The sequence below is a fragment of the Arthrobacter sp. AOP36-F1-5 genome (assembly GCF_058137995.1).
Genome location: NZ_CM176892.1, coordinates 920,553 through 946,653 on the forward strand (window position 1 = coordinate 920,553; position 26,101 = coordinate 946,653).

Genomic DNA, 26,101 nt, shown 5'->3' on the forward strand with positions numbered 1-26,101 from the left:
ATGCCACGCCGTGGCGGAAACCCGGTGGCTTCCCGTCCTCGAGCATGGATAGTTTCCCAGCCGCCACCGACGGATTAGAACACCCAACGGTGGCACGGGGGAGGCGATACGGGGAGGGCTTCAGCCGGTGGGGGTGCGGTGTTCACGTCAGTGGTCGTCCAGCCACGCCAGCTGCCGACTTTTCAAACCCACATGCAAGGGTTGGCCGCCCTATGCCGGCATAGAGCGCGTAGGAAGCCAAGGAGTCGGCGACGTCGATGGCCTGGGTAGCCGGGTCCACCGCGATAAGCCCGAGGTCGAAAAGCCGGTGCAGGTCCCGGCGCATCAGCAGGCCCCAGTGTTCGTGGTGTTCACCCACCGCCGCGAAGCTGTAGAGGTGGGCCGCTTCCAAAGCCTGGGCCGGGGTGGGACCGGTGAAAACGCAAACATGTCCCATCGAGGTCAGCAGGTCGCGGCGGAATTGGCCTTGTCCGATCCGGGCCCGGACGTTCGCGCTCCGGTGCCCGCCCGCGATGGTCCGCGTCGACGCCTGCAGAGCGGTCAAGAGTTCCGGGCCGCCGGACTGTGAGAGTTCGCTCTGGAAGGTCGGCCAGTGCAGGGGGCACAGACTCAGCTGGGAGTTCGGACTCAGGCAGGAGCGGCGCAGGGTAGCCCCGTCCAGCAGGCCATCCAAGGACACCCGTGAGGTCCCGTAACGGGCGGTGTATTCAACGACGTCCTTGTTCTCGACGGTTGGTTCATCGAACTCCTTTTCGCATTTGAAGCACCGGTAGCGGGGTTGCTTAGTCTTGCGTTCCTTGCAGCAGTTCAGAGACCGATACACCCGCGTGGAGGATTCAGTGATGTCGACTCTTTCGATGACCGAGGCCTCGATGATGGCCTTCTTATCCCACAGCACGACGGTATCGCCGACGTTGATGCGCCCGTGGTTGGGGACGGTATCGTCCCACCGGTAATGGGTTTCGGGTTCATCGTCGTATCCGTCATTGCTGCCAAAGGCCCGATCGCCGGAGACTGCGCGCAACAACCATGTTGTGGCCCCGACGGAATCCGGCAGGTCGGACGGTGCCGGGGGAGAGGCCGGGCCAGAGTTTGTTGGTGACTTCCGGTAGTCATAGCCGGCCCTGCGGGCATAAGCGGCGAGATCTTATTCATAGATGACCCAGTGGTCGCCGTGGATCTGGCGGCCGGGCAGGACCCTGTTGCGTAGCTTCTGGCGCAATGCCTTTGGACCAAGTCAAAGCCGCCGGGCCGCTTCGGTGGCAGTCAATCCTATCGGCACGGCATCTCTTTCCACTTCCATGTTCATTTCTTGGCAGGCACGAGGGGCGCGGAGTCGACCACGAGGGACCGTAGGCCAGCTGCGTCGAGGTAGGAGATGTCGCGGTATCCATAGACGAGTGTCATTTCCATCATTATTGATTGGAGGTGTTTGTCTGTTGCATTGGTGCCTCCCTTTGCCGCGTGTTCCAGGACGCTGCGGACCAGGTCGGGTAGCGCTCCTGCTTCCCGGTCGAAGAGGGCGTTGAGGCGGTCCTCGTTCTTGAAGGCCTCGCGGGTATAGGCGAAGGGGTCGCCGGTGGATTGTGCCAGCGGATGCTTCCGTTGGGGGTCGTAGGTCAGGGAGGACACCCACCAGAGGCGGGCGATGCCATGCCTGATGAGGCGACCTCGGGTGGCATTGCCCATGAGCCAGCGGGTCCGGACACGGTTTTTCCAGTTGCGTACGTCGGCTAGTGGCCAGCGGGTTTCCATGTATTCGCGGTACGTGGTGAATGCGAGGTAGGTCCATAGGCGTCGGTCCGAGGCATTGGCGCGGTCCAAGGCCCCCAGATACTCGTACACCAAGGGGGCGTTCTCGACGTCGCGTCCGGGCCCTTTCGTGTCGTCCAGCCGCTCTGGCGCGCCCAGGTCCACGGGCAGCTCCAGCTGGTTTTCCTCGCGGTGCACGATCGTATCGGCGTGGGCGAAGAAGCCTTCATAGGTATCGGCGGCGTCGAGTGCGGAATTGAGCTCGACCACGGCCTGCTTGGTGAGTGAGCGGGCACGGTTGTCTTCCATGGTCTAGTCCCCCAGATTGTCGAAGGTGGTGGTGAGAGATGTGTCCAAGGGGTTTCCGAGGATTTCCTGCGCCATCTGAAAGGGACTCATGTCACCGGAACGTGATCCTTCCATGAGCCGATTTATGGCGGTGTACCACTTCCTATCGGTCAGGTCTTCGCCGTCGCCGGATGTTTCATTGGTTTTGATGAAGGAGATGGTTTCCATGAGGGCGGGGAGGACGACGAGACTGATCTGCAGGTCTTGACGGTTGCGGAGCATGCCGAACCCTTGAAGGACTTCAACGGGGAAGGTCACGAGGATGTGCTCGTCGTCATCGAATCTGATCCGCAAGCCGCGCTTCAGATTGGAGTCGGCAACGAACTCGAAGCACGATCCGAGGGGCGGATTGAGGGGGTCGTAGAGCTTTTCCGCCTCGAATTCGAGGACGCCGGCGTCCGCGAGGATGTCACCGGGCAGGAGGTGGAAGTCCGCGTCGCCGTAGTCTGGGTGCTGGTTTTCCGGTCGGTACTTCTCGATGGGTTTGGTGGCGACGACCCTGAGTTCGAGCCTGACCGTGCCGCTAACGGATTGCTGGTCGATCCATCCGATATAGCCGGTGCTGTCGGTATGGTGCATGTTGAGCTTGGCCCCTAGCTCCTCGCTGGCAAGGGTGGCGGTGCAGGACCATCGGAAGCTGTACTTGGCTGACCCCTCATCGATGAGGGCTTGGATTCGTGGTTCTGTCATGCGTACCTGGAACTTGATCTCGACGTCGTCGACGCTCGGGGCGAACGAGGCGTTGAAGACCTCGATTTCGGCACCGACGTCGTCGGAATCATCGAGGACGGGATGCGGATACGACCCGCGGGTGGTGCTGCTCATTTGATCCCCAAACGGTAGCGGTGGTTGGACGAAAGTGTGAGCCGGACCTGGGATGTGGTCCCGGCCTTTAGCTCGAGTTGGGTCAAGGTGTTTCCTTGGTGTTTCAACGGGCTGGTAACCCCTGCGGTAATGATGGAGACTTTGTCGATCGGCAGTTCGTAGTCTTCCTCGATGCTCCCGCCAGGTCCGAGTGCAAGAAGCTGCACGTCACCGGAGATATCTTCTAGAGAGGTCAGGGCAAGGCAGACGTCGCCGCTGCTGGCGTCGGACCAGCTTCGGAATCGGACGTTACCGGCGCTGATCCGTCCCGTTCCGTCACCTTCCTTGCCATTGCCGGCGATGTTCCCACCCTTGTTGTCACGCTTCTTGCCACCGCCGGCATCCTTGCCCTTTTCAGCAGGGGACGGGCCATCGCCGCCGGCCGAGGTCTTCACCCGGACGCTGACGGCCTTGCGACCGCCGACAGAGGCAGGCTTTTCCGCTTCTTCGCGGCCTTGGACCGTGCTGGATTCACGGGTGGTTCCAGACCCTGTGTCGGGGGTTCCTGTGGGCCCGGCTTCGGTCAGAGTCCTCTCTTCGAACAGCTCATCGGGAAGGTATTTGGATAGGCCTTTGACATGGACCTGTTCGCCGATTTGCTCCTTGACCCGGCTCTTGAGGCCGTTGCGGACGAAGGCCTTGAGGTCTTTGATTAGTTTCCCCCCGCCTTCGGAGCGTCCGGCATCCCATTTGTGGTGTTGGGGTGGCTCGAGCTTGCGCAGTAGGGTGTTGCCCTTCTCGTCGAAACACTCCAGCACCGCCGCGTACTTCACTGGAATCGACGTGTGTTTGAACGTGTCGATCTTCATGAGGGGCCTGCGGACGGTGATCGTATGCAGCGAGGTGGTTAGGGAGTCGTCGACATTGACGTACAGGGTCATCTGGCCGAGTTTTTCGTGTGTTCCGACGATGGGATTGGGGTCCGTGATGGCACGGAAGAAGGCCGCGGATTCCCCATCTTCTAACACTTCTGTCTTGAGCCTTTCCGCGTCCAAGCACCACGTTCCTGACGGGGTTATGCCCTCCACAATGAGTTCGCCGCGGTGGATCGCTAGGAGAAAATTCCTCATGAAGGCGACCTTGATGTGCTGGAGTGTGCTGTCCTCTTCGGCCTTACGGTATCCGAGGATGTACAGGTCGGTGCCGGCGTCCGTTCGTTGTGGAAATGGCCCGACGGGGCCGGGGTTGCGCAGGTAGCGGAAATCCTCGTCGTGGGACTGTTCTGTGTAGAACCCATCACCCACGCGCCAGGTCCCCTCGGCGTCACGGTGCGATGCCAGGCAGCTGTAACCGGCGAAGATCACCTCGTTGCCGTCCGAAGGAAGAGATGTGTAGAGAACGGTGCTCATATCCGAGGCCATGGGCCCCACGGCCGAACCGATGCCGAAGGAACCGCCTCGGGATCCGTCGTCAGCGGAAATACCCGCCCCTCTCGTCAGGGCGCTAAGCGGGGACTTGGGGTCATCGATGGACTCGGTGCCGCTCAGGCCTTTGGTGCCATAGTCGCCGATGCGCAGCACGGGAATAGTCGTCCGCAATGCGGTTTCATGGGCCAACTTCATGTTTTCGTGCCCCTGCGACTCCCGTGTCTGCTCTTCCACCTGTGCGAGATGGGTTCGCAGACCATCCATTCCCGGAATGTCGTCGGTGGGAATGTCTGCCAATTCGAAGACGATCCTCACGGGATCGACATCGGCACGGGCATCGATGGAGTTCTGGCCGGTCTCACGGACTAAGGAGGTTTCGGCCCTTGAGCCTTCGAAGAACTGCGCGGCCGGAGAAATGGCACCTTGGGTAGCGGTCTTGCCGGCGGCCTCGAAATAGAAACCGAAGTTCGCAGAGGTCATTCGAATGACACCTTTCTGTCGGAGGGGGAATCGGGATCGAAGAGGGCTCGCACTTCTTGTATCTCGGCCTCGATCGGACGAAAAAGCGCTTCTACCTCTTCTGGCGTGTACTCATAGTTCTTTCGGTTGGAGAGGTTCCCTAGTAAGGAAATCTCCCGGATAAGCCGATCTCCTCGAGTCGCGGCCAACCGGCGGAATCTACCGTTCCGGGTTTCACTGGACTTACTTCTTGAAGATTTGTCGGACATAGATCAACTATATATCTTAAATGTAGTCCGTCAAGATGTGGTGTAGAAATTTTTCGGGGGACACGACCGCGACCATGGAGTGGTTGGCGACCCGGGTGCCGTCAAAGGACGATTTCTTCGCACTCGTGTAATCCGCCGTACCTTAGCTGCAGGCGGTGAGCTAGTGTTAGCATCGTGGACCCGGTGTGGTCCACGCAAGCCGAGGGTATTTGGAGTATCTACCCGGCATTCGAGACGACATTGTCTGCGGCAGCTCGTAAGGGCCGGCTGTTAGATGGTCGCCGTCTCGATCGCCTTTGGCGACAGCGCGAACTCCGTCGCCAAGGCCACCGCGCCCAAGACGCCAGCGTGGGAGCCGGAGCTGGAGGCGATGATGCGCAGGTGCTTGGTGGCCAGGGGGAGCGAGCGCTGATAGACCACCTCTCGGATCCCCGCTAAGAGGTGCTCGCCGACCTGGGCCAATGAGCCGCCGACGACGATGACCGAGGGGTTCAGCAGGCTGACGCAGGTGGCCAGGACACTGCCCAGGTCCCGGCCTGCCTGGCGCACTGCGGCAATGGCGGCGGCATCCCCGTCGCGCACTTGTTGGGCCACGAGCGAGGGGATGTTCTGTCCCGGTTCGCCGGTCAGGCCCAACTTCAGGGCGATGGCCGGACCGCTGGCGACGGCCTCCAGGCACCCGACATTCCCGCACGTGCAGAGGGTCTCTGGTCCGCCGGGGACCCGCACGTGTCCGAGGTCCCCTGCGGTTCCCTGGGCTCCACGTTCGAGGTTCCCGCCGGCGATGATGCCGGCGCCGATGCCCGTGGCGACCTTGACGAAGAGGATGTCCTGGTCGGTGGGGAGGTTCGCCTTGTGTTCGCCCAGGGCCATGATGTTCACGTCGTTATCCACGAGCACCGGGACGTCGTAGTCCTGATGCAGCCTCGCCGGCAGATCGTAACCGTCCCAGCCCGGCATGATCGGTGGGCTGACCGGTCGACCTGTTTGAAATTCCACCGGGCCGGGGAGACCGACACCGATGGCCGCAAGCTCGTTGGTCGTGCATCCCGCCTCGGAGAGCAGCCGGCCGATGGTCTGGGCCAGCCAGCCCACCACGGCCTCGGGGCCGTCGGCGATCGGCAGCATCTCCCAGAACTCGGCCTTGACTTCCCCCGCGAGGTTGGCCAGCACGGCACGGGCGTGGCTGGCCCCCAGGTCAGCGCCGATGACGACGCGGGCGTCGGGGTTGAGCGCGAAGAGCGACGGTGGGCGACCGCCGGTCGAGGTGGAATCGCCGACCGGGGCGACGTAACCGAGCTGCAGGAGGGTGTCCACGCGGGACGCCACGGTGGATCGAGCCATGCCGGTGACCTGCGCCAACTCGGCGCGGGTCCGGGGGCGTCCGTCGCGTAGCAACTGCAGGAATTCGCCGGCCTTGGCCAGGTCGGCCGTGCCGTTCTCCGCCGTGTCGATTGGCATGGTCCCTCTTCTCGTGCGTCGTCGGTGATCGGTTCTTAGCAGTGATCATGCCAGCAGATTCGCCGTTCCCCGTCTTGGTGCCAGAACGTGACCACGAATCGTCTTCTGAGTATACCTCTACAGCTTTTGCTTGACGTTCGTCAAAAGTACTCGTACGCTCATTCCAACGCTGATGTGATTGCCGTCACGATGATGATCGCAGCGGCAGCAGACCGATAGTCCGCCCAGCACCGAGGAGTCCTTTCATGACACCGTCCGTCCAGCTCTATACGGTCCGCGGCCATTTGGCCGAGGACCTACCCGGAACGCTTGAAGCGATGGCCGGCATCGGCTTCACCCAGGTCGAGCCCTACGCCTTCGTCGAGCGGGCCGCGGAATACGCGGAACACATGGGCCGCCTCGGACTCGCGGCCCCGACCGCCCATGTGAAGCTCATCGACGCCGACCTGGACGCCGTCTTCGCCGCAGCGAAGCAACTGGGCGTCTCCACCATCATCGACCCGCATATCGACGAATCCCGCTGGACCAGCCGCGAATCCGTCGCCGGCATCGCCCGCGACATGAAGGACATCGCCGCGAAGGCCGCCGAGCACGGGCTGGCCATCGGCTACCACAACCACGCCTTCGAACTCGAGAACCGCATTGACGGATCTGCGGCCCTGGAGGTCTTCGCCGAGGAGGTGGGCGACGCCGTCGTGCTGGAAGTGGACACCTACTGGGCAGAAGTCGGCGGCGAAAGCGCCCCGGCGCTGCTGGGCCGCCTGGGCGACCGGGTCCAAGCCCTCCATGTAAAGGACGGACCCAAGACCAAGAACGACAAGGAACAGGTCGCCGTCGGCGCCGGCTCCATGCCGATCGCTGAGATCCTCGCCGCCGCACCCCAAGCACTGCGCGTGATCGAACTCGACGACTTCAACGGCGACGTCCTCCAAGCCGTCACCGATTCCTACAACTTCCTGGCAGGCACCAAATGAACACCACCACGGGCGTCGGCATCGTCGGCGCAGGAACCATCAGCGACCAGTATCTGGAGAACCTGACCCGCTTCCCCGACCTGAAGGTCCTGTTCATCGCCGACCTCGACGAGGAACGTGCCGCCAGCCAGGCAGCCAAATGGGGCGTCCCGAACTCGGGCTCCTATCAGGCACTCTTGGAGAACGCCGACGTGGAGATCGTGGTCAACCTGACCGTCCCGGCAGTGCACGTGGAGGTCGCTCTCCAAGCCGTCCGTGCCGGCAAGCACGTCTGGGGAGAGAAGCCCTACGCCCTGGACCGCGAATCAGGACGCGAACTCATGGACGCCGCCCACCAGGCAGGAGTCCGCGTCGCCGTCGCCCCGGACACGTTCCTCGGTGCCGGCCTGCAAACCGCACTGCGCGAGGTCCGCGCCGGGTCCATCGGCCAGCCACTGACCGGGCTCACGCTCTTCCAGGTCCCCGGCCCCGAATCCTGGCACCCCGGCCCCGAATTCCTCTTCGCACAGGGCGCCGGCCCCATGTTCGACGTCGGCCCCTACTACCTGACCACGCTGGTCCAAGTCTTCGGTCCGGTCCGACGGGTCGCCGCCACCGCCTCCCAGGCCCGCCCCACCCGCACCATCGGCTCGGGACCGAAGGCAGGAACCGAATTCCCCGTCGAGGTCCCCACCCATATCTCGGCATTGATCGAATTCGAATCGGGGGCGAGCGCACAATCGGTGTTCAGCTTCGACTCGAAACTCCCACGCGCAGGATTCGTCGAGATCGCCGGCACCGAGGGCACCGCGGTGTTCCCCGACCCCAATATGTTCGACGGCGAGACCACCCTCCACACCGGTGAGGACGAATCGCGGGTCATCGAGGCCGAAGGTTCGCTGTTCACCCGGGGGACCGGCGTCGCCGAAATGGCACAGGCCCTGCGCGAAGGGCGCCCCGAACGGGTTCCCGGCGCCCTGGCCTTCCACGTCCTGGACATCATGGTCTCCATTTCCGAAGCCGCCGGCACCGGCCAATTCGTCGATGTGACCAGCACGGTCGAGGTCTCCGAACCGCTGGATGCCGACTGGGACCCGTCGAAGGCCAGCTCCAAGGCCAGCAGCTCCGTCTAATCAAATACACCGGGCCCTCCCGGCGCATCCCTTCCGTATCCACTCCACCGACAGGCCACCTAGCCACCGCTTGCCCTGCACCTCACCGCATCCGGGCTCCGCCCGATGAGAAGAAAACGAGAAACCACCATGAAAACGACCAAGAAATGGGCAGCCGCCCTCTCCATTGGAACCCTTGTCCTAAGCCTCTCGGCCTGCGGCAACTCGGCTTCGAATGATGTCGGTGACGCCCAGGCCGGCGGAACCATCACCTACTGGGCCTCCAACCAGGGCACCTCCGTCACCGACGACGAACGGGTGCTCAAGGAGTCCATCGACCGCTACACCGAGGAGACCGGCACCAAGGTCGAGCTCGAGGTCATCCCGTGGAGCGACCTCTACAACCGCATCCTCACCGCCGTCTCCTCAGGTGATGGCCCCGACGTGCTGAACATCGGCAATACCTGGGCCGTCTCCCTGCAGGCCTCCGGTGCCTTCATGCCCTGGGAGGGTGATCCGCTGGAGAAGATCGGCGGGCAGGACCGCTTCGTCCAAACCAGCTGGGCCACCGGTGGTGCCGAGGGGGAAGCCCCAACCTCCGTCCCGCTCTACGGGCTGAGCTACTCGATGTACTACAACACCAAGATGTTCAAGGAGGCCGGCATCGAGAGCCCGCCGGCCACCTGGGATGATTTTGTTGCCGACGCAAAGAAGCTGACCAAGGACACCAACGACGACGGCAAAACCGATCAGTGGGGCGTGTCCCTGGCCGGAGCCTCGGTCACCAATAACGCCCACGCCGCCTTCATCCGCGGGCTACAGAACGGCGGGTCCCTGTACGACGCCGACGGCAAGCCACAGTTCGCCGCCGACGGAGTGGTCAAGGGCGTGAACCAGTGGGTCCAGCTGATGGGCTCCGACGGCGTGGTCAACCCGTCCATGGCCGAGGCTCAGAACGGCTCGGATATGGTCGAGGACTTCGCGGCGGGAAAGTCGGCCATGTTCTTCGATCAGGCCCCCGGCAAGACCCTGAACGCCCGGGACATGAAGGACTATAAGGCAGCGCCGGTTCCGATGATGACCGCCGATGCGACCGGCCTCGAGGGTACGCAGAGCCACGTCGCCGGGATCAACGTCTCGGTCTTCGACAACTCGGATAACAAGGCGACGGCCGTCGATTTCGTGAAGCACCTGACCAGCGACGATGAGCAGATCTACCTGAATAAGGAATACACCGCGCTGCCGGTGGTCACCGCCGCCTACGACGATGAGGCCTTCCAATCAGACGAGATCACGCTGAAGAAGGACATCCTGGCCAACCATGCCCAGCCGATGCCCCTCTACCCCTCCGAAAGCCAGATGGAGACCCTGGTCGGCACCGCGGTGAAGAACCTCTTCGCCAAGATCGCCCAGGGCGAGAAGGTCAGTGAAGCGGACGTGAAGAAGGCGCTGGACAACGCGAATTCGCAGATGTAACCGTCTCCGCCCACCCCTCGTCGAATCCGCTGAAAGGACTGACCATGGGCCCCACCCTCGAAGCCGGCAAACGCCGTCGGGCCGCATCGGATCCGGGCACCCCTACCGCGGGGCGCCCGGCCCCGGCCGCAACGCCCCGCAAACGCAAAAAGGACCTGTTCCCGTATCTGCTCGTCGCCCCGGCGAGCATCATGGAACTGCTGATCCACATCATTCCCATGGCCCTTGGGGTCTGGATTGCGTTCATCGCGCTGACCCAGTTGAGCATCGCGAACTGGGTGCAGGCGAAGTTCATCGGATTCCAGAACTTCGTCGACGGGCTCAACCCCGCCGGTCCGATCGGCAGCCAGTTCTACGACGCCCTCGGCCGGACGGTGCTGTTCACCATCATCGTGGTGGGTCTGGCCTGGAGCATCGGGATGTTCGCCGCGGTTCTGCTCTCCTCGAGCTTTCGGGGCCGCGGCTTCCTGCGGACCCTGTTCCTGGTCCCGTACGCGTTGCCCAGCTATGTGGGCACCATCGCCTGGGCGTTCATGTTCAACCAGCGTGACGGCGTCATCAACCGTTTGCTGGTCGATGACCTGGGGCTCCTGGACCACCGGCCGTTTTGGCTACTGGGTTCCAACGCCTTCTGGGTCATGGTGATCGTGACGGTCTGGCAGTTCTGGCCCTTCGCGTTCCTGATGCTGCTCGCGGCCCTGCAGAACATCCCCGGCGACGTTTATGAGGCCGCAGCGCTGGACGGGGCGAGCCTGTGGAAGCAGTTCACCAACATCACCCTGCCGATGATCCGGCACGCGAACACGGTGTTGCTGCTGATCCTCTCGCTGTGGATCTTCAACCAGTTCAACGTCCCCTACGTCCTCTTCGGGCCGGCCTCCCCACCGGAGGCAACACTGATCTCCCCGCTGATCTACCAGCAGTCCTTCAGCAACTGGAACTTCGGCGTCGGTGGGGCCATGAGCGTCCTGCTGCTCATCGTGCTGCTGATCGCCTCCGCCTTCTACATCCGACTCGTCATGCCGAAGGGAAAGAGCACCGATGCTTGAAACCCGTGGATTCCGGATCCTGCGCACCTTTGGGCTGCTCGGACTCTCCGCGATCGTGATCCTGCCGCTGTATGTCGTGCTGATCACCAGCGTGAAACCGCTCGAGGATGTGCGCGGGCTCTTCACCTGGTGGCCCAGCACCATCACCCTGCAGCCCTACCTGGACATCTGGACGACCGTCCCGCTGGCCGACTACTTCGTCAACAGCCTCATCGTCACCGTCAGCGCCACCTTCTTCTCGGTCGTGCTGGCCATCATGGCCGCCTACGCGATCTCCCGTTTCGAGTTCAAGGGGGCCCGCACGTTCTCCCTGGTGGTCCTTTCCACCCAGATGTTCCCGGGCATCCTGTTCCTGCTGCCGCTGTTTCTGATCTTCACCCAGATCGAACGGACGGTGGGGCTGCAGCTCTCGGGCAGCTACCTGGGCCTGATCCTGACCTACCTGACGTTCTCGCTGCCCTTCGCCATCTGGATGCTCACCGGCTTCTTCGCCTCCATCCCGCGGGCACTGGAGGAGGCGGCGATGATCGACGGAACCGGACGGCTTGGCGCGCTGATTCGGGTGGTCCTGCCGGTCGCGAGGCCCGGCATCGTCGCGGTATCGGTGTACTGCTTCATCACCGCCTGGGGCGAGGTCCTCTTCGCCTCGGTGCTGACGAACTCCTCCACCCGGACCCTGGCCATCGGTCTGCGCTCCTACGCCTCCCAGAACGATGTGTATTGGAACCAGCTGATGGCCGCCTCGGTGGTCGTCTCGCTGCCGGTCCTCATCGGCTTCATGCTCGTGCAGCGCCACCTCATCGCCGGGCTGTCCTCCGGCTCCGTTAAGTAACCCCGACCCGACCATCTGCGCAGGAGACACCCGTGAGCTACACATCCACAGCACCGCTGAAAGTCGGGATCGTCGGCGGCGGCTTCATGGCCAGCACCCATGCCCGCGCCGCCCGGACCGCCGGCGCCGAGGTCGTCACCCTGATGTCCTCGGACCCCGACCGCTCCTCGGAAGCGGCCGCCAAACTGGGAATCCCACACGCATCGTCCTCCATCGAGGAGCTCCTGGACCGGGTCGACGTCGTCCATGTCTGCTCCCCGAATGCCGTGCATGCGGCCCAGGCACGTGCGGCCCTGCACGCTGGCAAACACGTCGTCTGCGAAAAACCGCTGGCCACCGGCCGGGAGGAAGCCGGGGAGCTGGCCGAGCTCGCGGCCCGCACCGGTCTGACCGCCACGGTCCCGTTCGTCTACCGCTTCCACCCCATGGCCCGGCAAGCCAGGCACCAGGCAGCCGATGGCGGGATCGGGCGCCTGCTCACCGTGCGGGGAAACTACCTGCAGGATTGGATGCTCTGCGACCAGGAAACCAACTGGCGGGTGGACCCCGTTTCCGGGGGACCCTCCAGGGCCTTCGGCGATATCGGCTCCCATCTGGTGGACCTGCTCGAATTCGTCTCCGGTGAGCGCATCGCGAGGGTCAACGCCCGGCTGGGGATCGCCCACCCCACCCGTGGGGGAGAGGTGGTGGAAACAGAGGACTCGGCCGTGTGCATCGTGGAGATGGCCGGCGGTGCCATCGGCAGCCTCATGGTCTCCCAGGTCGACGCCGGCCGGAAAAATGCCCTCATGCTCGAAATCGCAGGAACCAGGGGCTCCGTGGTCTTCGACCAGGAGCACCCCGACGAACTCTGGCTCGGCGGCCGGGCCGGTTCCACCCTCTTGGCCCGCGACGCCCCGCAACTGGTCCCCGATGCCCAGCGAATCTCCACCGTTCCCGCAGGGCATCCCATGGGCTACCGTGATGCCTTCGCGGCCTTTGTCGCCGATACCTACGATCACATCGCCGGCGGATCGCCTGCCGGGTTGCCGACCTTCGCCGATGGGTTGCGGGCCAGCGTGATCACCGACGCGGTACTGGCCTCCGCAGCCACCGGCCGATGGGTGGACGTCTCAGCGGCCACCGACCACCGTGCCGTGCCGTGCAGCTGAGCCAATGACCCCGATCCCTGATTTTCGACCCATTGTCCCCGCCCCCACAGGAGAATCCGATGACCGTGACACCGCAGCCCACCAGACAGCAACCCGTCACCTTGTTCACCGGCCAATGGGCCGATATGCCCTTCGAGGAGCTGGCAGGACGGGCCGCGGACTGGGGGTACGACGGCCTGGAGATCGCCGCCTCCGGCGATCACCTGGATCTGCAGCGTGCCGATGAGGACGACGCCTATCTGGCCTCGCGGCTAGAGATTCTCGACCGTCACGGTCTCAAGGTCTGGGCCATCTCCAACCACCTGGGTGGGCAGGCCGTCTGCGATGACCCGATCGACTTCCGCCACCAGGGGATCCTACGCCCCTATATCTGGGGCGATGGCGAGGCCGAAGGCGTGCGCCAACGCGCCGCCGAGGATATGAAGCGCTCGGCCCGGGTGGCCCGCAAACTCGGCGCCGATACCGTCGTGGGCTTCACCGGATCGAAGATCTGGCAATACGTCGCCATGTTCCCTCCCGTCCCCGGCGAGGTGATCGACGCCGGCTACCAGGACTTCGCCGACCGTTGGAACCCCATCATGGACGTGTTCGACGACGAAGGGGTCAAGTTCGCGTTGGAGGTCCACCCTTCCGAAATCGCCTACGACTACTGGACCACCGTGCGCACCCTGGAGGCCATCGGACACCGCGAATCCTTCGGGCTGAACTGGGACCCCAGCCACATGTTCTGGCAGGGCATCGACACGGTCGGGTTCATCAGCGACTTCGCCGACCGGATCTACCACGTGGACTGCAAGGACACCCGCCTGCGCCCGCCGATGGGCCGCAACGGGATCCTGGGCTCCCATCTGCCCTGGGGCGATCCCCGCAGGCGCTGGGACTTCGTCTCCACCGGCCACGGTGACATCCCCTGGGAGGACGCCTTCCGCGCGCTGGCCCATATCGGTTACGACGGCCCGATCTCGGTGGAATGGGAGGACGCGGGGATGGACCGCCTGCACGGTGCCGCCGAAGCCGTCGGGCGGATCCGCGAGCTGCTCTGGAAGCGGCCGGAGGCGTCCTTCGACGCTGCGTTCTCGAACCAGTAGGCCGCTGATCGTGGAAGGTGTGGTTTCATCGCTCGGGCTCGAGAAGCGGAGCAGTAATCACTCGTGCGCTGAGAAGAATGACGTGACGTTTGATGCACTCTGTACTGGTGATCATGACGGGCGGCGGCGGGTAGCTTGAACTTCGATGCCGGCCCATTCGTAGATGGCGATGTGGATGTCTATGGCGGTCTGAACAAAGTCGCCAGCTCCACGACCGTCGACGCGAACGGCTTTGCTTTTTACTTGGCCTTCTAACCGGCGGATTTGGCGGGTCAGATCGATCTGTTCTTGCGGCGCTTTTAAGCGCTTCAGGATCTCGTCGGCGGAAGCAAGCGGCCAACTGCTTCCACTGATCTTGTCGGCACCCAACCGATGCTGTCCCAAATAGCGCACACCGAGGCGCAGATCGCTGTAGGCCGTCCGGACGAGTTCCGCGCTGACCGCTGGAGATCTTGTATTATCTTGCCGTTTCGTGTTGAGCAGTTTCTGGTAGATCTGGTCACCGAGAAATTGCAGCAGCTGCTGTTCGGATTTCTCATCAGCTTCGCTTTGCGCTGCGTTCTGCCGAGCTTTTCGTTGCGTGAAGCTCGGATATTGAGTTTGGGCGACCGCAGCGCCGGCGACATCGTCCTTGGGGGTATTGCCCGGATCAGCCGAGCCCTCGACTCCTCCGAGGCCCTCGAGAGCATCCTGCCGAAGCGATTCTGAAAGTTGGTTGCCAGATCTTGTTGCCTTATTCCCCATGATCTCGAGCTGGGTGATTTCGTCGATGAATCGTCCGATGGGGCTGCGGAAAAGCCACATGGCGAGTAGGAATGCCGCTGGCCAAGCAGCGGTTCCCAGGAAGACGAGAACTGGGCTGTACCAATCCGCGGGCATGTTTTCCTCCCCATTTGGCCGCCGCCAGACTCAGGGAACGATATCCCTAGTATACGTGACAGCCACAGGGACAATCTATCCGAGAATCCGTGGTGTGGCTGGCTTCGCGGGGGAAAGATTCTGGAGAACGTTGAGGTTCCCATACGTGAAGAACCCGACCAAGACCGCGCTGCATGAAACTCGATGCTCTTGTTATATCGCTGGAGTAGCTCGCAGCAGCCGCTACGAAGCAGAATGGGCTGGAAAAAATGGGGACGAGTTCGCAAGACGTCGGCGTTAGACAGACATCGCCGTCGTCCTTTATGCCACGTGCTGTACCTGCGGGGTTAATCAGGCAGCGTGGCGATCTGGATGAGGTTCCCGCAGGTGTCGTCCAACACCGCGGTAGTCACCGGCCCCATGGTCATTGGTCCTGGGTGAAGCGCACCCCGAGGGAGCGGAGGCGCTCGTATTCGGCTTGGACATCCGCGACGGCGAACTGGGTGAACGGGATCCCGTCGGCGACCAAGGCCTCCTTGAATGGTTTGGCGGCGGGATGACCGCTGGGCTCCAGACGCAGCTCCGCGCCTTCGGTACCCACCGCTAGGTCGTTCTTCTTCACGAAGCCGAGCACCTCGGTTGAGAACCGCTCAGCCTTCGCTTGGTCGTCGACGAACACTCTGGTCAGGGGAATCTCATGTCCTGTCAGTTCTCTGGGTGGACGACAGTTTCACTTTGGCTGCTGCCCCCTCATAGATCGCCGAGGCCACGGCCAGGTCCTGCCAGGGCATGCCCGTGGTCTTGAAGATTTTCGGTTGGCCTTCGGGCAGCGTGTGCCCTTCGGCCAGCTGGCGCATGGTGACCAAGCTTGACCGGTCGGAGATGGCCCCACTGTCGAGGCCTTGGATGATCTCCCCGGCCTCCCGGGTCGAACTATCCAGTGACTCGACGGCAATGCCGGACCGGGCCAACAGGCCGTCGTCGAGCTCCCTGCGTTCGGGGGAGTGGGACCCCACCGCGACGACCACGGCGTGGTCAGCCACCAACGCGCCGTCGAACGGCGGTTCCTTGGCGCTGGTGCAGGAGACCACCACATCCGAGACCGGCAGCGCGTCGGCTGCGTCGCTGGCCTGGACGCTGAAACCCCGGCTGCACCCCTGCTCGACAAGCTCCTTGACGTTGCCCGGGTCCCGGCCGACGATGTGGATCTCGCCGATGTCCAGCACCGAGGTCAAGGCCAGCACATGCTCCCAGGCCTGGACCCCAGTGCCCACGATCGTCAACGTCAGCGGACCTGTCTTGGTGACCAGATGTAGTGCGCCGAAGGCCGAGACCGCGGGGGTGCGGATATTCGTCAGCGTGGCACCGTCAAGGACGGCCACCGGATTCTGTTGTCTTCCGGCAAAGAGGACGTAGACCCCCTGGATCATCGGCAGCTCTTCGACCACGTTCCCCGGCGTCAACGTCAGGATCTTGGTCCCCACGTAGTCCCCGAAGGTCGAGGGCATCTGCAGCATCTCCCCGGTATCCGTGGCCACCCGCGTCCGCGGAGCATCGTGTTCCGGGTCGAAACCGGCCAGCAGCGTCTCCTTCATGGCGTCAACAGCCTGCCGGGTGTTCACCAGTTCCCGGCACCGTTCGGGGCCGAAGAGATCCGGTGTTGCCGTGGGCAGGAAGTCCTGTGCGAGGTCGAGTCCGTCACTACCAGTCATGGGTGTTCTCCTTCTGCAACGCGTCCGAGGACTATGCTTTCTGGTCGATGTTGGCCACGGTGCTTCGCTCATGCTCGGCCACCTCGGGGATCCGGCCAGCGTCGAGATCCGCCCGGTGTCCAAGGATCTCGCGGCGCAGGACACCGGAGAGCAAGTAGATGCCCAGGATATTGGGCACCGTCAGCAGGAAGAAGGTGGCATCCGAGAAGGCGACGACGGTATCCAGCGACACCGACGATCCGACGACGATCATGACGATCCATGCACCGTCGTAGATGCGCTCCACACGTTTGCTGTTGCCGAAGACGTAACCGGCCGCCTTCTTGCCGTAGTAGGAGTAGCTCAGCAGTGTGGAGAACGCGAAGAGCAGGACGCACAGGGTGAGGATGTACGGGAAGAAGGCAGCAACGGTGCCGAACGCCACCGAGGTGAGTCCCACGCCGTCTGCGGAGGTTTCCGCGTACTGGCCGGTGACGATGATGGCCAGGGCCGTCATGGTGCAGATGATGACCGAGTCGATGAAGGGTTCCACGGAGGCGACGTAGCCTTCCTGAGCCGGACGCTTGGTCTTGACCGTGGAGTGGGCGATACCCGCCGAGCCAACACCTGCCGCGTTGGAAAACAACGCGCGCTGGATACCGACGATGGCCACGCCGACGGCACCGCCGGCCACACCGTTACCCGTGAAGGCGCCCTCGAAGATGAGCACGATGGCATGGGGCAGCTCGCTGATGTTCGCAATCAGGATCACGATCACCGACAGGCCGTAGACGACGGCCATGATGGGCGTGAGCTTACTCGTCCAGCGCGCAATGCTGCGGATTCCGCCGAAGATCACGGCGGCGGCGACGACGGCCAGAACAACACCGACGATCCAACCCCGGCCGTCCAGGAAACTGGATTCTCCACCGGTGGCGGCGGTCAGCTGGGCGGTGACCTGGTTGGCTTGGAAGATGTTGCCGGCACCCATGGCACCGAAGATCATGAGCAGCGCATACAACATGGCCAGCACCCGACCGGTCTTGGGTTTGCCGATGTGGGCGAGTCCGGTTTCGAGATAATACATGGGACCGCCGGAGACCGTGCCGTCCTTATTCATCCGGCGGAACATGACGCCCAAGGTGGCCTCTGCCATCTTCAGACTCATCCCGAGGAAACCGGCAATGATGATCCACAGGGTTGCGCCGGGACCGCCAATGGTGATCGCCACGGCCACACCGGCGATGTTGCCGAGCCCGACCGTCCCGGAGAGCTCGGTAGCCAGGGCTTGGAAACTAGTGGTCTCGCCCGGATCGCTGAAGCGGTTGAAGCGTCCACGCGCGATCTGGATCATATGGCGCATTCCGATAATCGGCTGGAATTTCAGGAGCACGGTCAGGAAGATGCCGCCGGCTAACAGCCAGATGATCAAAAAGGGAAGCTCGGTGCCGAAGAACGGGAAAGAGGCGAAGACGATGTTCTCCAGCCATTCGACGGCCGGCCCGATGGCGTTCTCGAGCGTTTCATCGATGCTGGCCGCCACCGGGACGGCATTCAGGGGGAGGTTCATTGCGTGGATCCTTTGACTAGGTCTGGTCTGTACCCCGGTGGCCGCACCTGATCGCGCCCCGAGCAGTTCTGCCCTCTAGAGCTTGATGTTCACCCTTTCTCGAGGCTGCGCACCGCCGAGCCGGGCGCCGCGCAGATCCATGGCCGCGCGGACCCGGTCTCTGGCCATGGCGAAGGCTGCTTCATGGGTGGTGGTGTCGCGCAGGCGGGCCTGCCCCAACACCGTGGAGGTATTACTACGGATTTTCTCGGAGACCGTGGCCATGATCGGGGCGGTATCCGGGCGGAAGGCAGAGTAGCGCCCTTCCATCGCGTAGGCGGCGGCGACGATGCCTCCGGCGTTGGCGATGAAGTCCGGGACCACTGCGGTTCCCTGGGCCCGGAGGCGTGCCCGCGCCCCGTCGCTGGACGGCAGGTTCGCCCCCTCGGTCACCAGCCGGGCCCGGACATCACCGGCGTTGTCTTTGGTGAGCACGTCCTGCAGGGCGGCGGGGACCAGGATGTCGCAGTCCAGGAAGAGCTCCGAGCCCGGGGCGATGCGCTGGGGAAGATACTCATCGACCAACTGGTCTCCCAGTTCGGCGCGTTGGGCCAGCAGCCGGTCGATGTCGAGTCCGTCCGGGGCGTGGATGGAACCGACGGCGGTGGAGAGTCCGACGACGGTGTACCCCAGTTCGTCGAAGCGCTTGGCTGCAGCGTGGCCCACTGCCCCGAAGCCTTGGATGACGACCCGTTTGCCCGGAAGTGCCACGTCGGTTGCTGCCTGGTCGGCGGCCTCTGCCACCCCGAAGCCGGTGACGCCGAGCCGGTCGTAGGCGACCCCGCCCAGTTCGGCAGGGGTGCCGACGGCGGCACCCCGATCGCCGAGCTCGTCGTTGATGATGGCGGCGTCGTTTTCCGTCAACCCCATGTCGAGCCCGAAGACGTATTCGCGGGGGACCTCGTTGCGCAGCGCCTTGACGAAGGAACGCAGTACAGCTTCCTTGTCCGCGGAGGTGGGATCGAATTTGATTCCGGCTTTGGCCCCACCGTAGAAGAGGTCGGCGGCAGCCCATTTCCACGTCATGGTCCGGGCCAGTCGGGCGACTTCCTGGACACTGACGTTCGGCTGCATGCGGGTGCCGCCCTTGCCCATGCCCCGGGCCGAGTTGTCGATGACCAGAACGCCTTGCATCCCGGTTTTGGTGTCGCTGACGAGCACGACTTTCTCGGGGCCCCAGTCATCGATCAGGTCAAACATGTCGTTGCTACTCCTTGGTCTGCGGTGTGCTGAAGTTCGCCGGTGTGGCCGTGGCCGGCACGGCCCGGACGTGGGCCGTGCCTGTAGGGTGTTCGGTGGTTCTAGAGGAACTCGACCCCCTGGGCCAGGGGCAGTTCACCGGAGTAGTTCACCGTGTTGGTCGCCCGGCGCATGTACCCGCGCCACGCGTCGGAACCGGATTCACGGCCACCACCGGTCTCCTTCTCGCCGCCGAAGGCACCACCGATTTCCGCGCCCGAGGTGCCGATATTGACGTTGGCGATACCGCAATCGGAGCCGGCGGAGCTGATGAAGCGCTCGGCCTCACCCTGGTCCTGAGTGAAGATCGCCGAGGACAGGCCCTGCGGGACCGCGTTGTGCATCTCGATGGCATCGTCCAGATCCGTGTAGGTCATCACGTAAAGGATCGGGGCGAAGGTTTCCTCTTTCACTGTGGCGGTCTGTGAGGGCATGCGGATGATGGCCGGTTCCACGTAGAACGCATCCGGGTACTCGTCGGCGAGCACGCGATCCCCACCGCAGACCAGTTCGCCGCCTTCGGCCAGGGCGTTCTTGATGGCCTGTTGCATGTTCTCGTAGGCACCCTGATTGACCAGGGGGCCGACGAGAGTGTCGGGTTCCATGGGGCTGCCGATCTGCAGGGTCGGGTAGGCCTTGGCGAGGCTATCGACGAGCTGGTCGGCGACCGACTCGTGCGCGATCAGACGGCGCATGCTGGTGCAGCGCTGGCCGGCGGTGCCCACGGCGGCGAAGGCCACACCGCGCAGGGCGAGATCGAGATCGGCCGATGGCGCCACGATGGCCGCGTTATTGCCGCCGAGTTCCAGGATGCTGCTGCCAAAGCGCTCGGCGATCCGGGGAGCAATCGTCCGTCCCATGCGGGTCGACCCCGTGGCCGAAATCAGGGGGAAGCGGGAGTCTGAGACCATTTTGGATCCCAGTTCACGGTCGGCGAGCAGCACGTGGTGCAGACCGGCAGGTGCCCCGGTTTCCTTCACGGCCCGTGCGAGCAGGGCATCTGTGGCCAGTGCCGAGAGCGTCGTCATCTCGGAGGGCTTCCAGACGATCGAGTTGCCGCACACCAGGGCGACGGCGGTGTTCCAGGCGTAGGGGGCGACGGGGAAGTTGAAGGCGGTGATGATGCCCACGACACCGAGCGGGTGCCAGGTCTCCATTAGCCGGTGGCCCTTGCGCTCGGAGGGCATCGTCTTGCCGAAGAGCTGACGGGAGAGCCCGACGGCGAGTTCGCAAATATCGATCATCTCCTGAACTTCGCCATTGGCCTCAGAGGTGATCTTGCCGGCCTCGGCGGTGACGAGGACACCGAGGTCTTCCTTGTGTTCGGTGAGCAGCTCGCCCCAGCGTTTGACGAGGGCGCCGCGGACCGGCGCCGGAGTATCGCGCCACTGTGTGAAGGCCTCCTGGGCCTGGCCGATCATGGATTCGAGATCGGCTTCCGTGCTCTTCTTCAGGTTCTTCAGCGTCTGGCCGGTCAGCGGGGAACGGGCGCCGATGCCCTCACCCTCGGTGACGGTGACGCCGCAGGCGGTCAAAGCGGATTCGACTGACTGGAGGAGGTTGTCCTGGCGGGTTTCGGTGGTCTGCATGGTGTGACTCCTGGTTCTTTCTGCGTGGGTTACGTGTGTTTCGTGTTCTCCGGGCTATTGCCGAAGGGTGACACCGAGTTGTTTTTCAAGTTCGGAAAGCGAGGCGTCCTGTTGGGCCCGGTACAGGTCCACCGGATCCTTGATGGGAAGACCGATGATTTCTGAAAGTCGGTCCATGTCGTAGAGGGTTCCCTCCTGGGCATCGTCACGTTGGCCGGCCTCGCGCAGGTTGGACTGGAAGATCCCAGCTGCCGAACGGGGAAGGAAGTCCTCGTAGACGATGGGATTGAGCTCCACGGTTCCCGCAGTGACCAGCTCGGCGAGGCTGGCGCCGTCCGGAACCTCGCCCTGCGACGCGCTGGATGAGTAGGTGTAGAAGGCCAGATCCTGTGCTGCCAATTCGGCATCCGTGCCCGGCAGCATTTCCTGCCACACCGTTTCGGATACCCGGGAGCGACTGTCCCCGGAGGTCATTCGGCGGTCGATTTCGGCGTTCATCTCCTCGTAGAGGTCGCGTCCCTTCCGGGTCAGGGCGACTCCTCGTTGCTCGACTTCGCCGAAGCGGACACGCAGCTTTCCCTGTCCTTCGCTCCCGTCGGCGAAACGGAAGGTTCGTTCCTCGTCCAGGGCGCGGAACGAGGTCTGGCGCAACAGCACATCCGGGCCGTTCCAGCGCGGCGGGCCCTGGATGGCGTCGATCATCTTGATTCCGCGGTCCTCCATGCGCTGATAGAGATCGTCGATGTCCAGCACGCGGGGGGTGAGGTGGTTGATATGGGTGCTTGACACTCCGCCGATATCCGCAGCGACCGCAGAAATGGCCTCGAGCTTGCGGTACCAGGCATCATCGACCGGTTCGCTGGAGAGTTGGAAGACGCTGGTGGCCAGGTGGAGCAGCCGTTCGGCCTCATCGCTGTCCAGACCCTGGCCGACGGTGGCACGGTCGGCCAGTTCCAGCAGGCCATCAGGGAACAGGCTGCGAGAGTCGATGAACTCCCGCAGCTCGCGTTGGAGTTCTTCGTTGAAGAAGCGGGGGTCTTCGGTAGCCAGCAGCGAGGTGAAAACCCGGAAGGGGTTCTTGGCCAGCTCGTCCTCATCGACGGGCCGGAACGCGGTGGCGATGACCGGGACCGAGGACGACGAGGCATCGCGGAGGTCATAGAAGCCGACCGGATGCATGCCGAAGGCTGCGAAGACGCGGGCGACTGACGCCAGCTCTTGAGGTGAGCCGACGCGGATGGCGCCGTGGCGTTCGGCGGTGACCCGCTCCAAGGTGCCCAGCCGTTCGGCGTCGGATCCGTGGCGATCCATGAAGTCTTGGTTCACGTGGCTGGAGACCTCAACCAGTGTGTTGTATGCCGGAACCTCTTCGCCATACATCTGTGACAGGCGCAGGGCGAATTCGGCTCGTAGTTGCCAAGTGTGCAGAAACGGCACGTGTTCTTCCTTTCCGAGGTGTGGTGGTCGGGGTGGGGGCTGGTCAGATGATGTGGACTTCGTTCAGCTGCGGGACGTTCTGGCAGCTGAAGCGTTCCGCGGAGAACCCGGAGGCGTCCATGAATGATTCGCGGCCCAGATGCAGATCGGCCATGATCTCCCCGACGCCAGGGGCCTGAAGGAAGCCGTGGCCGGAGAAACCGGTGGCGTAGGAGAACCCGCGCACGTCTTCGGAGGCCCCGATCAGGGCATTCCTGTCGGGGGTGTTCTCATAGAGGCCGGCCCAGCCGTGCTCCAGTTCGCGATCGCTCAGCGCCGGTGCGCAGATCTCGGCCGAAGCGTTGAAGTCCGGGACCCAGTCGAAACTGAAATCACGGTCGAAGCCCTTTTCCTGTCCGGGGTTCGAGATGCCGAGCAGCAACTGGTCATCGTAGTTATGGAAGTACATGGTGGTGCCCAGATCGAGCGTGAAGGGAATCACCGGGGGAGTGGGGCCGCCGTCGGGCCGGGTGATGCCGATCTGGCGCTTGACCGGCACCACCGGCAGGTCGACGCCGACCATGTTCCCGATGGAGGCGGACCATGCCCCGGCGCAGCAGATCACCGAGGTGGTTCGGATGGTCCCGCGCGAGGTCTGCACGGATTCGACGGAACCATTGGACGCCTCGATGCCGGTGACCTGCGTCCGGTCAGCGATGACGAGCCCGAGTTCCTTGGAGAGCGATGCGTAGCCGTCGACCACGCTGCGGGGGCAGGCGAGCCCGTCCTCGGGGGAGAACTGGGCGCCGAGCAAGGCCCCGGGGGCGATGTATGGATTGATGCGTTGGGCTTCGTGCGGGCTGACCATGCGGCTGTTGCCGCCGAGGCTGTTCTGTAGCTCCACGCTGGCTTCGCAGGCCGCAAGTTCTTCGGGGGTCCGGCACAGGAAAAGGTAACCGACCTCGCGGAAGGAGATGTCGATGCCGTGGGTGGACTCGAAGTCGCGGAACTTGGCCAGGCTGTGGCGACCCAAGCGGATGTTGTTCGGGTCGGAGAACGTACCTCGCACCCCGCCGAGGGGCTTGGCAGAAGAACCGGCCCCCAAGGCGCCGCGCTCGAGGAGAACGACATTTTGAACTCCGGCTTCAACGAGGTGGTAGGCGACGCTCATGCCGATGACGCCGCCGCCAATCACCACGACGTCGGCGGATTCCGGTAGATCTGTCGAATGCTCTGGGGTGAGGTCGGTGAGCAAACTGGCCATGTCCCCTCCTTCCTATGTGAACCGTGGGAGTGACCCACGTCATGTTTTCTTCTGGAATCACCATCCCCCGAGAGCGGTTATTACACAAGCTATTGTTTTTTGAGCAATTGCTTTAGTGAAACTATAGGTAGGGTCGAGGCATGAACTGGACGCTCCACCAACTCAAGTTATTCGCAGCCGTCGCCCGCACCGGCAGTATGACGGCGGCCGCGGACGATGCCGGATATACGATCGGGGCCGTTTCCCAGCAGATGAAGGCCCTGCAGCAGGAAGTCGGTTCCGCCCTGTTCATCAAGGACGGGCGGGGCGTGACGCTCTCCGATGCCGGGATCAAACTGGCTCTTCCCAGATGAGGGTGTAGCGCACGTCGCGCGGCGGGCCGGCGCGTCGGTGTCGGGGTGAGGGTCGAGGTCTCCCGAGGATGAGAGCTCCTACACACTCAGCCCGAAAGACCTCGACGTGCACGACGCTACCGTCGGCGGGCGCGCTGATGCGTTCGCCAGCCCCGACCTGACTGCCTTCTGCCGCCTCGACGAACTCGGCCTCGTTGTCACCGGGCAGCGACTCGAGCCGGATCGTGCCGTATTGGCCTGTCAGGTGGTCGAGCCCGACCAGTGGTGCCGGCGCTGCGGCTGCGAAGGGAGACCACGTGACACCGTGGTCCGACGGCTTGCCCACGAACCACTGGGCTGGCGGCCCACGACGCTGGAGGTCGTCGTGCGCCGTTACCGCTGCAGCGGCTGCGGGTATGTGTGGCGCCAGGACACCACCGCCGCGGCCGAGCCCCGGGCCAAGTTGTCTCGGCGCGCTCTGCGGTGGGCGCTGGAAGGGATCGTGGTCCAGCACCTGACCGTGGCTCGGGTCGCCGAGGGGCTCGGGGTGGCCTGGGACACCGCCAACGACGCCGTTATGGCCGAGGGCAAGCGGGTGCTGATCGACGAGGAGCACCGCTTCGAGGGGGTGAAGGTCGTCGGGGTCGATGAGCACGTGTGGAGGCACACCCGTCGCGGCGACAGGTACGTCACCGTGATCATCGACCTCACCCCAGTGCGAGATGGCACCGGCCCGGCACGGCTGCTGGACATGGTCGAAGGACGCTCCAAGCAGGCGTTCAAGACCTGGCTGGCCGACCGCCCGCAGGAGTGGCGCGACGGCGTGGAGGTGGTCGCGATGGACGGCTTCACCGGGTTCAAGACCGCCGCCGTCGAGGAACTGCCCGACGTGGTGACCGTGCTAGATCCCTTCCACGTCACGCGCCTCGCTGGCGAGGCGCTCGATGAGTGCCGACGGCGAGTTCAGCAGGCCATCTGTGGGCACCGCGGCCGCAAGGGCGACCCGCTCTATGCCGCCCGCCGGACCCTGTCCACCGGCGCCGACCTGCTCAACGACAAGCAGAAGGACCGACTGGACACCCTGTTCGCCGACGACGCCCACGTCGAGGTCGAGGTCACCTGGAGCGTCTACCAGCGCATGATCGCCGCCTACCACCACGAGAACCGGCGCCACGGCCGCGAGCTGATGGCCCGGCTCATCGACTCGATCAGCACCGGCGTCCCCAAGGCCCTGGTCGAGATCACCAAGCTCGGCAGGACGCTGAAGAAGCGCGCCGCCGACGTCCTGGCCTACTTCGACCGGCCCAGCACCTCCAACGGGCCCACCGAGGCGATCAACGGCAGGCTCGAGCACCTGCGCGGCTCGGCGCTGGGGTTCCGCAACCTGACCAACTACATCGCCAGATCCCTGCTCGAGACCGGCGGGTTCAGACCCCGACTACACCCTGGATTCGGATGAGCCGGTTTCGTTGGGTTGGTCTGCTTCGAACCGGTGGATGCTGCTTTTGGGGCGCTTCTTCGGTTCTGGGGTGATCAGGTCTGCTTTGTGCAGGATCCGGCGGATCGTGGAGGTCGACGGGGCGCGCGGGTGTTCGTGTTCGAGGTGCCAGGCGATGGTGACCGGGCCAGCGTCCAGTCCGGAGTCCGTGAGGACGCGACGCAGGGCCAGGATGCGGGCTCGCACGGGTTCGGCGGTGGCGGCACTGTTGCTGCGGGGGCGCCGACTTCGGGGCTCGATCGCGTCCCAACCGCCCTGTTCGTATCGTCGGATCAGTTCGTGGACCCATCGCCAGGACACCCGGTAGCGGCGGGCGACCTCGGCCTGCGTTTGCTGCCGCTGCGTGACGGCCAGAACAATCAGACGCGCTTTAGACATCCCTCATCGTCACGGACCACTATGAACGATGTCCCGACTCACCTAT

At 63.9% G+C, this 26,101-nt stretch carries 22 protein-coding genes and 1 pseudogene; 9 read left to right on the forward strand and 14 right to left on the reverse strand.

What is annotated here, in order from left to right:
- Positions 1-142 precede the first annotated feature (142 nt).
- The 5 genes from AC3ZI9_RS04215 to AC3ZI9_RS04235 form a co-directional block, all read right to left on the reverse strand.
- Positions 143-1,024: an HNH endonuclease gene (locus AC3ZI9_RS04215; RefSeq protein ID WP_444566441.1), complete on the reverse strand. Its 882-nt coding sequence runs from the start codon at positions 1,022-1,024 to the stop codon at positions 143-145.
- A gap of 281 nt (positions 1,025-1,305) precedes the next feature.
- Entirely contained in the window at positions 1,306-2,061 is a 756-nt protein-coding gene (locus AC3ZI9_RS04220; protein WP_444566440.1) for a DUF6339 family protein, read from the reverse strand.
- Positions 2,062-2,064: 3 nt separating this feature from the next.
- Positions 2,065-2,925, reverse strand: a complete 861-nt coding sequence (locus AC3ZI9_RS04225; protein WP_444566439.1) for a hypothetical protein — start codon at positions 2,923-2,925, stop codon at positions 2,065-2,067.
- Positions 2,922-4,811: a hypothetical protein gene (locus AC3ZI9_RS04230; protein ID WP_444566438.1), complete on the reverse strand. Its 1,890-nt coding sequence runs from the start codon at positions 4,809-4,811 to the stop codon at positions 2,922-2,924. Before AC3ZI9_RS04230 ends, AC3ZI9_RS04225 begins: the two co-directional genes overlap by 4 nt.
- 518 nt (positions 4,812-5,329) lie before the next feature.
- The gene (locus AC3ZI9_RS04235) at positions 5,330-6,520 is read right to left on the reverse strand and encodes an ROK family transcriptional regulator (protein ID WP_444566437.1); all 1,191 of its coding nucleotides are present in this window, start codon (positions 6,518-6,520) and stop codon (positions 5,330-5,332) included.
- A gap of 245 nt (positions 6,521-6,765) precedes the next feature.
- Here AC3ZI9_RS04235 and AC3ZI9_RS04240 point away from each other — a divergent pair, with 245 nt between their 5' ends.
- From AC3ZI9_RS04240 to AC3ZI9_RS04270, 7 genes are all read left to right on the forward strand, one after another.
- A complete protein-coding gene (locus AC3ZI9_RS04240) occupies positions 6,766-7,494 on the forward strand; it encodes a sugar phosphate isomerase/epimerase family protein (RefSeq protein WP_444566436.1) in 729 nt (242 codons plus the stop codon).
- Positions 7,491-8,606 carry a Gfo/Idh/MocA family protein gene (locus AC3ZI9_RS04245; RefSeq protein WP_444566435.1) on the forward strand — a complete coding sequence of 372 codons (1,116 nt, stop codon included), beginning with the start codon at positions 7,491-7,493 and terminating at the stop codon, positions 8,604-8,606. The genes AC3ZI9_RS04240 and AC3ZI9_RS04245 overlap by 4 nt, the downstream gene beginning before the upstream one ends.
- Positions 8,607-8,735: 129 nt before the next feature.
- On the forward strand, positions 8,736-10,061 hold the full coding sequence (locus AC3ZI9_RS04250) for an ABC transporter substrate-binding protein (protein WP_489923870.1): 1,326 nt from the start codon (positions 8,736-8,738) through the stop codon (positions 10,059-10,061).
- A gap of 44 nt (positions 10,062-10,105) precedes the next feature.
- The gene (locus tag AC3ZI9_RS04255) at positions 10,106-11,110 is read left to right on the forward strand and encodes a carbohydrate ABC transporter permease (RefSeq protein ID WP_441392431.1); all 1,005 of its coding nucleotides are present in this window, start codon (positions 10,106-10,108) and stop codon (positions 11,108-11,110) included.
- Positions 11,103-11,942: a carbohydrate ABC transporter permease gene (locus tag AC3ZI9_RS04260; protein WP_096224278.1), complete on the forward strand. Its 840-nt coding sequence runs from the start codon at positions 11,103-11,105 to the stop codon at positions 11,940-11,942. Before AC3ZI9_RS04255 ends, AC3ZI9_RS04260 begins: the two co-directional genes overlap by 8 nt.
- A 32-nt stretch (positions 11,943-11,974) precedes the next feature.
- Positions 11,975-13,093 carry a Gfo/Idh/MocA family protein gene (locus AC3ZI9_RS04265; RefSeq protein ID WP_444566433.1) on the forward strand — a complete coding sequence of 373 codons (1,119 nt, stop codon included), beginning with the start codon at positions 11,975-11,977 and terminating at the stop codon, positions 13,091-13,093.
- 59 nt (positions 13,094-13,152) lie between these two features.
- Positions 13,153-14,181, forward strand: coding sequence for a sugar phosphate isomerase/epimerase family protein (locus AC3ZI9_RS04270; protein WP_443413364.1), 1,029 nt, complete (start codon positions 13,153-13,155; stop codon positions 14,179-14,181).
- Between the two features lie 111 nt (positions 14,182-14,292).
- Here the strand turns inward: AC3ZI9_RS04270 and AC3ZI9_RS04275 are convergent, their stop codons facing one another.
- The 8 genes from AC3ZI9_RS04275 to AC3ZI9_RS04310 all read right to left on the reverse strand — a co-directional run bounded on the left by AC3ZI9_RS04275 (position 14,293) and on the right by AC3ZI9_RS04310 (position 23,847).
- A complete protein-coding gene (locus tag AC3ZI9_RS04275; protein WP_096224281.1) occupies positions 14,293-15,060 on the reverse strand; it encodes a hypothetical protein in 768 nt (255 codons plus the stop codon).
- Between the two features lie 403 nt (positions 15,061-15,463).
- Complete coding sequence (locus tag AC3ZI9_RS04280; protein WP_443347130.1) at positions 15,464-15,718, reverse strand: VOC family protein; 255 nt, start codon at positions 15,716-15,718, stop codon at positions 15,464-15,466.
- 16 nt (positions 15,719-15,734) lie between these two features.
- Complete coding sequence (locus AC3ZI9_RS04285) at positions 15,735-16,751, reverse strand: ornithine cyclodeaminase family protein (protein ID WP_158225949.1); 1,017 nt, start codon at positions 16,749-16,751, stop codon at positions 15,735-15,737.
- Positions 16,752-16,782: 31 nt separating this feature from the next.
- Complete coding sequence (locus AC3ZI9_RS04290; RefSeq protein WP_096224283.1) at positions 16,783-18,300, reverse strand: alanine/glycine:cation symporter family protein; 1,518 nt, start codon at positions 18,298-18,300, stop codon at positions 16,783-16,785.
- Positions 18,301-18,375: 75 nt separating this feature from the next.
- Positions 18,376-19,539, reverse strand: a complete 1,164-nt coding sequence (locus AC3ZI9_RS04295) for a Glu/Leu/Phe/Val family dehydrogenase (protein WP_096224284.1) — start codon at positions 19,537-19,539, stop codon at positions 18,376-18,378.
- A gap of 101 nt (positions 19,540-19,640) precedes the next feature.
- Positions 19,641-21,167, reverse strand: a complete 1,527-nt coding sequence (gene amaB / locus AC3ZI9_RS04300; RefSeq protein ID WP_086995664.1) for an L-piperidine-6-carboxylate dehydrogenase — start codon at positions 21,165-21,167, stop codon at positions 19,641-19,643.
- Positions 21,168-21,221: 54 nt separating this feature from the next.
- On the reverse strand, positions 21,222-22,604 hold the full coding sequence (gene hglS, locus AC3ZI9_RS04305) for a 2-oxoadipate dioxygenase/decarboxylase (RefSeq protein ID WP_086995661.1): 1,383 nt from the start codon (positions 22,602-22,604) through the stop codon (positions 21,222-21,224).
- 43 nt (positions 22,605-22,647) lie between these two features.
- On the reverse strand, positions 22,648-23,847 hold the full coding sequence (locus AC3ZI9_RS04310) for an NAD(P)/FAD-dependent oxidoreductase (protein ID WP_086995658.1): 1,200 nt from the start codon (positions 23,845-23,847) through the stop codon (positions 22,648-22,650).
- A 140-nt stretch (positions 23,848-23,987) separates the two neighbouring features.
- Between AC3ZI9_RS04310 and AC3ZI9_RS04315 the strand changes: the two genes are divergently transcribed.
- Both AC3ZI9_RS04315 and AC3ZI9_RS04320 read left to right on the forward strand, forming a co-directional pair.
- Positions 23,988-24,200 (forward strand): helix-turn-helix domain-containing protein, encoded by a 213-nt coding sequence (locus AC3ZI9_RS04315; protein ID WP_444566432.1) that lies wholly within the window; start codon positions 23,988-23,990, stop codon positions 24,198-24,200.
- 106 nt (positions 24,201-24,306) lie between these two features.
- Entirely contained in the window at positions 24,307-25,638 is a 1,332-nt protein-coding gene (locus AC3ZI9_RS04320) for an ISL3-like element ISPfr3 family transposase (RefSeq protein WP_301526061.1), read from the forward strand.
- Here the strand turns inward: AC3ZI9_RS04320 and AC3ZI9_RS04325 are convergent.
- Positions 25,630-26,055: pseudogene (locus AC3ZI9_RS04325) on the reverse strand (helix-turn-helix domain-containing protein); the annotation flags it as partial. The gene AC3ZI9_RS04320 and the pseudogene AC3ZI9_RS04325 sit on opposite strands and share 9 nt — an antisense overlap.
- Positions 26,056-26,101: the final 46 nt, after the last annotated feature.

What these genes read in the sequence shown, in the direction of transcription:
- AC3ZI9_RS04270 (WP_443413364.1), top strand. Translation starts at nt 13,153, where the DNA reads ATGACCGTGACACCGCAGCCCACCAGACAGCAACCCGTCACCTTGTTC.
- AC3ZI9_RS04275 (WP_096224281.1), bottom strand. Translation starts at nt 15,060, where the DNA reads ATGCCCGCGGATTGGTACAGCCCAGTTCTCGTCTTCCTGGGAACCGCT.
- AC3ZI9_RS04245 (WP_444566435.1), top strand. Translation starts at nt 7,491, where the DNA reads ATGAACACCACCACGGGCGTCGGCATCGTCGGCGCAGGAACCATCAGC.
- AC3ZI9_RS04240 (WP_444566436.1), top strand. Translation starts at nt 6,766, where the DNA reads ATGACACCGTCCGTCCAGCTCTATACGGTCCGCGGCCATTTGGCCGAG.
- AC3ZI9_RS04315 (WP_444566432.1), top strand. Translation starts at nt 23,988, where the DNA reads ATGAACTGGACGCTCCACCAACTCAAGTTATTCGCAGCCGTCGCCCGC.
- AC3ZI9_RS04250 (WP_489923870.1), top strand. Translation starts at nt 8,736, where the DNA reads ATGAAAACGACCAAGAAATGGGCAGCCGCCCTCTCCATTGGAACCCTT.
- AC3ZI9_RS04295 (WP_096224284.1), bottom strand. Translation starts at nt 19,539, where the DNA reads ATGTTTGACCTGATCGATGACTGGGGCCCCGAGAAAGTCGTGCTCGTC.
- AC3ZI9_RS04230 (WP_444566438.1), bottom strand. Translation starts at nt 4,811, where the DNA reads ATGACCTCTGCGAACTTCGGTTTCTATTTCGAGGCCGCCGGCAAGACC.
- AC3ZI9_RS04310 (WP_086995658.1), bottom strand. Translation starts at nt 23,847, where the DNA reads ATGGCCAGTTTGCTCACCGACCTCACCCCAGAGCATTCGACAGATCTA.
- AC3ZI9_RS04290 (WP_096224283.1), bottom strand. Translation starts at nt 18,300, where the DNA reads ATGAACCTCCCCCTGAATGCCGTCCCGGTGGCGGCCAGCATCGATGAA.
- AC3ZI9_RS04225 (WP_444566439.1), bottom strand. Translation starts at nt 2,925, where the DNA reads ATGAGCAGCACCACCCGCGGGTCGTATCCGCATCCCGTCCTCGATGAT.
- AC3ZI9_RS04255 (WP_441392431.1), top strand. Translation starts at nt 10,106, where the DNA reads ATGGGCCCCACCCTCGAAGCCGGCAAACGCCGTCGGGCCGCATCGGAT.
- AC3ZI9_RS04220 (WP_444566440.1), bottom strand. Translation starts at nt 2,061, where the DNA reads ATGGAAGACAACCGTGCCCGCTCACTCACCAAGCAGGCCGTGGTCGAG.
- AC3ZI9_RS04235 (WP_444566437.1), bottom strand. Translation starts at nt 6,520, where the DNA reads ATGCCAATCGACACGGCGGAGAACGGCACGGCCGACCTGGCCAAGGCC.
- amaB (WP_086995664.1), bottom strand. Translation starts at nt 21,167, where the DNA reads ATGCAGACCACCGAAACCCGCCAGGACAACCTCCTCCAGTCAGTCGAA.
- AC3ZI9_RS04285 (WP_158225949.1), bottom strand. Translation starts at nt 16,751, where the DNA reads ATGACTGGTAGTGACGGACTCGACCTCGCACAGGACTTCCTGCCCACG.
- AC3ZI9_RS04260 (WP_096224278.1), top strand. Translation starts at nt 11,103, where the DNA reads ATGCTTGAAACCCGTGGATTCCGGATCCTGCGCACCTTTGGGCTGCTC.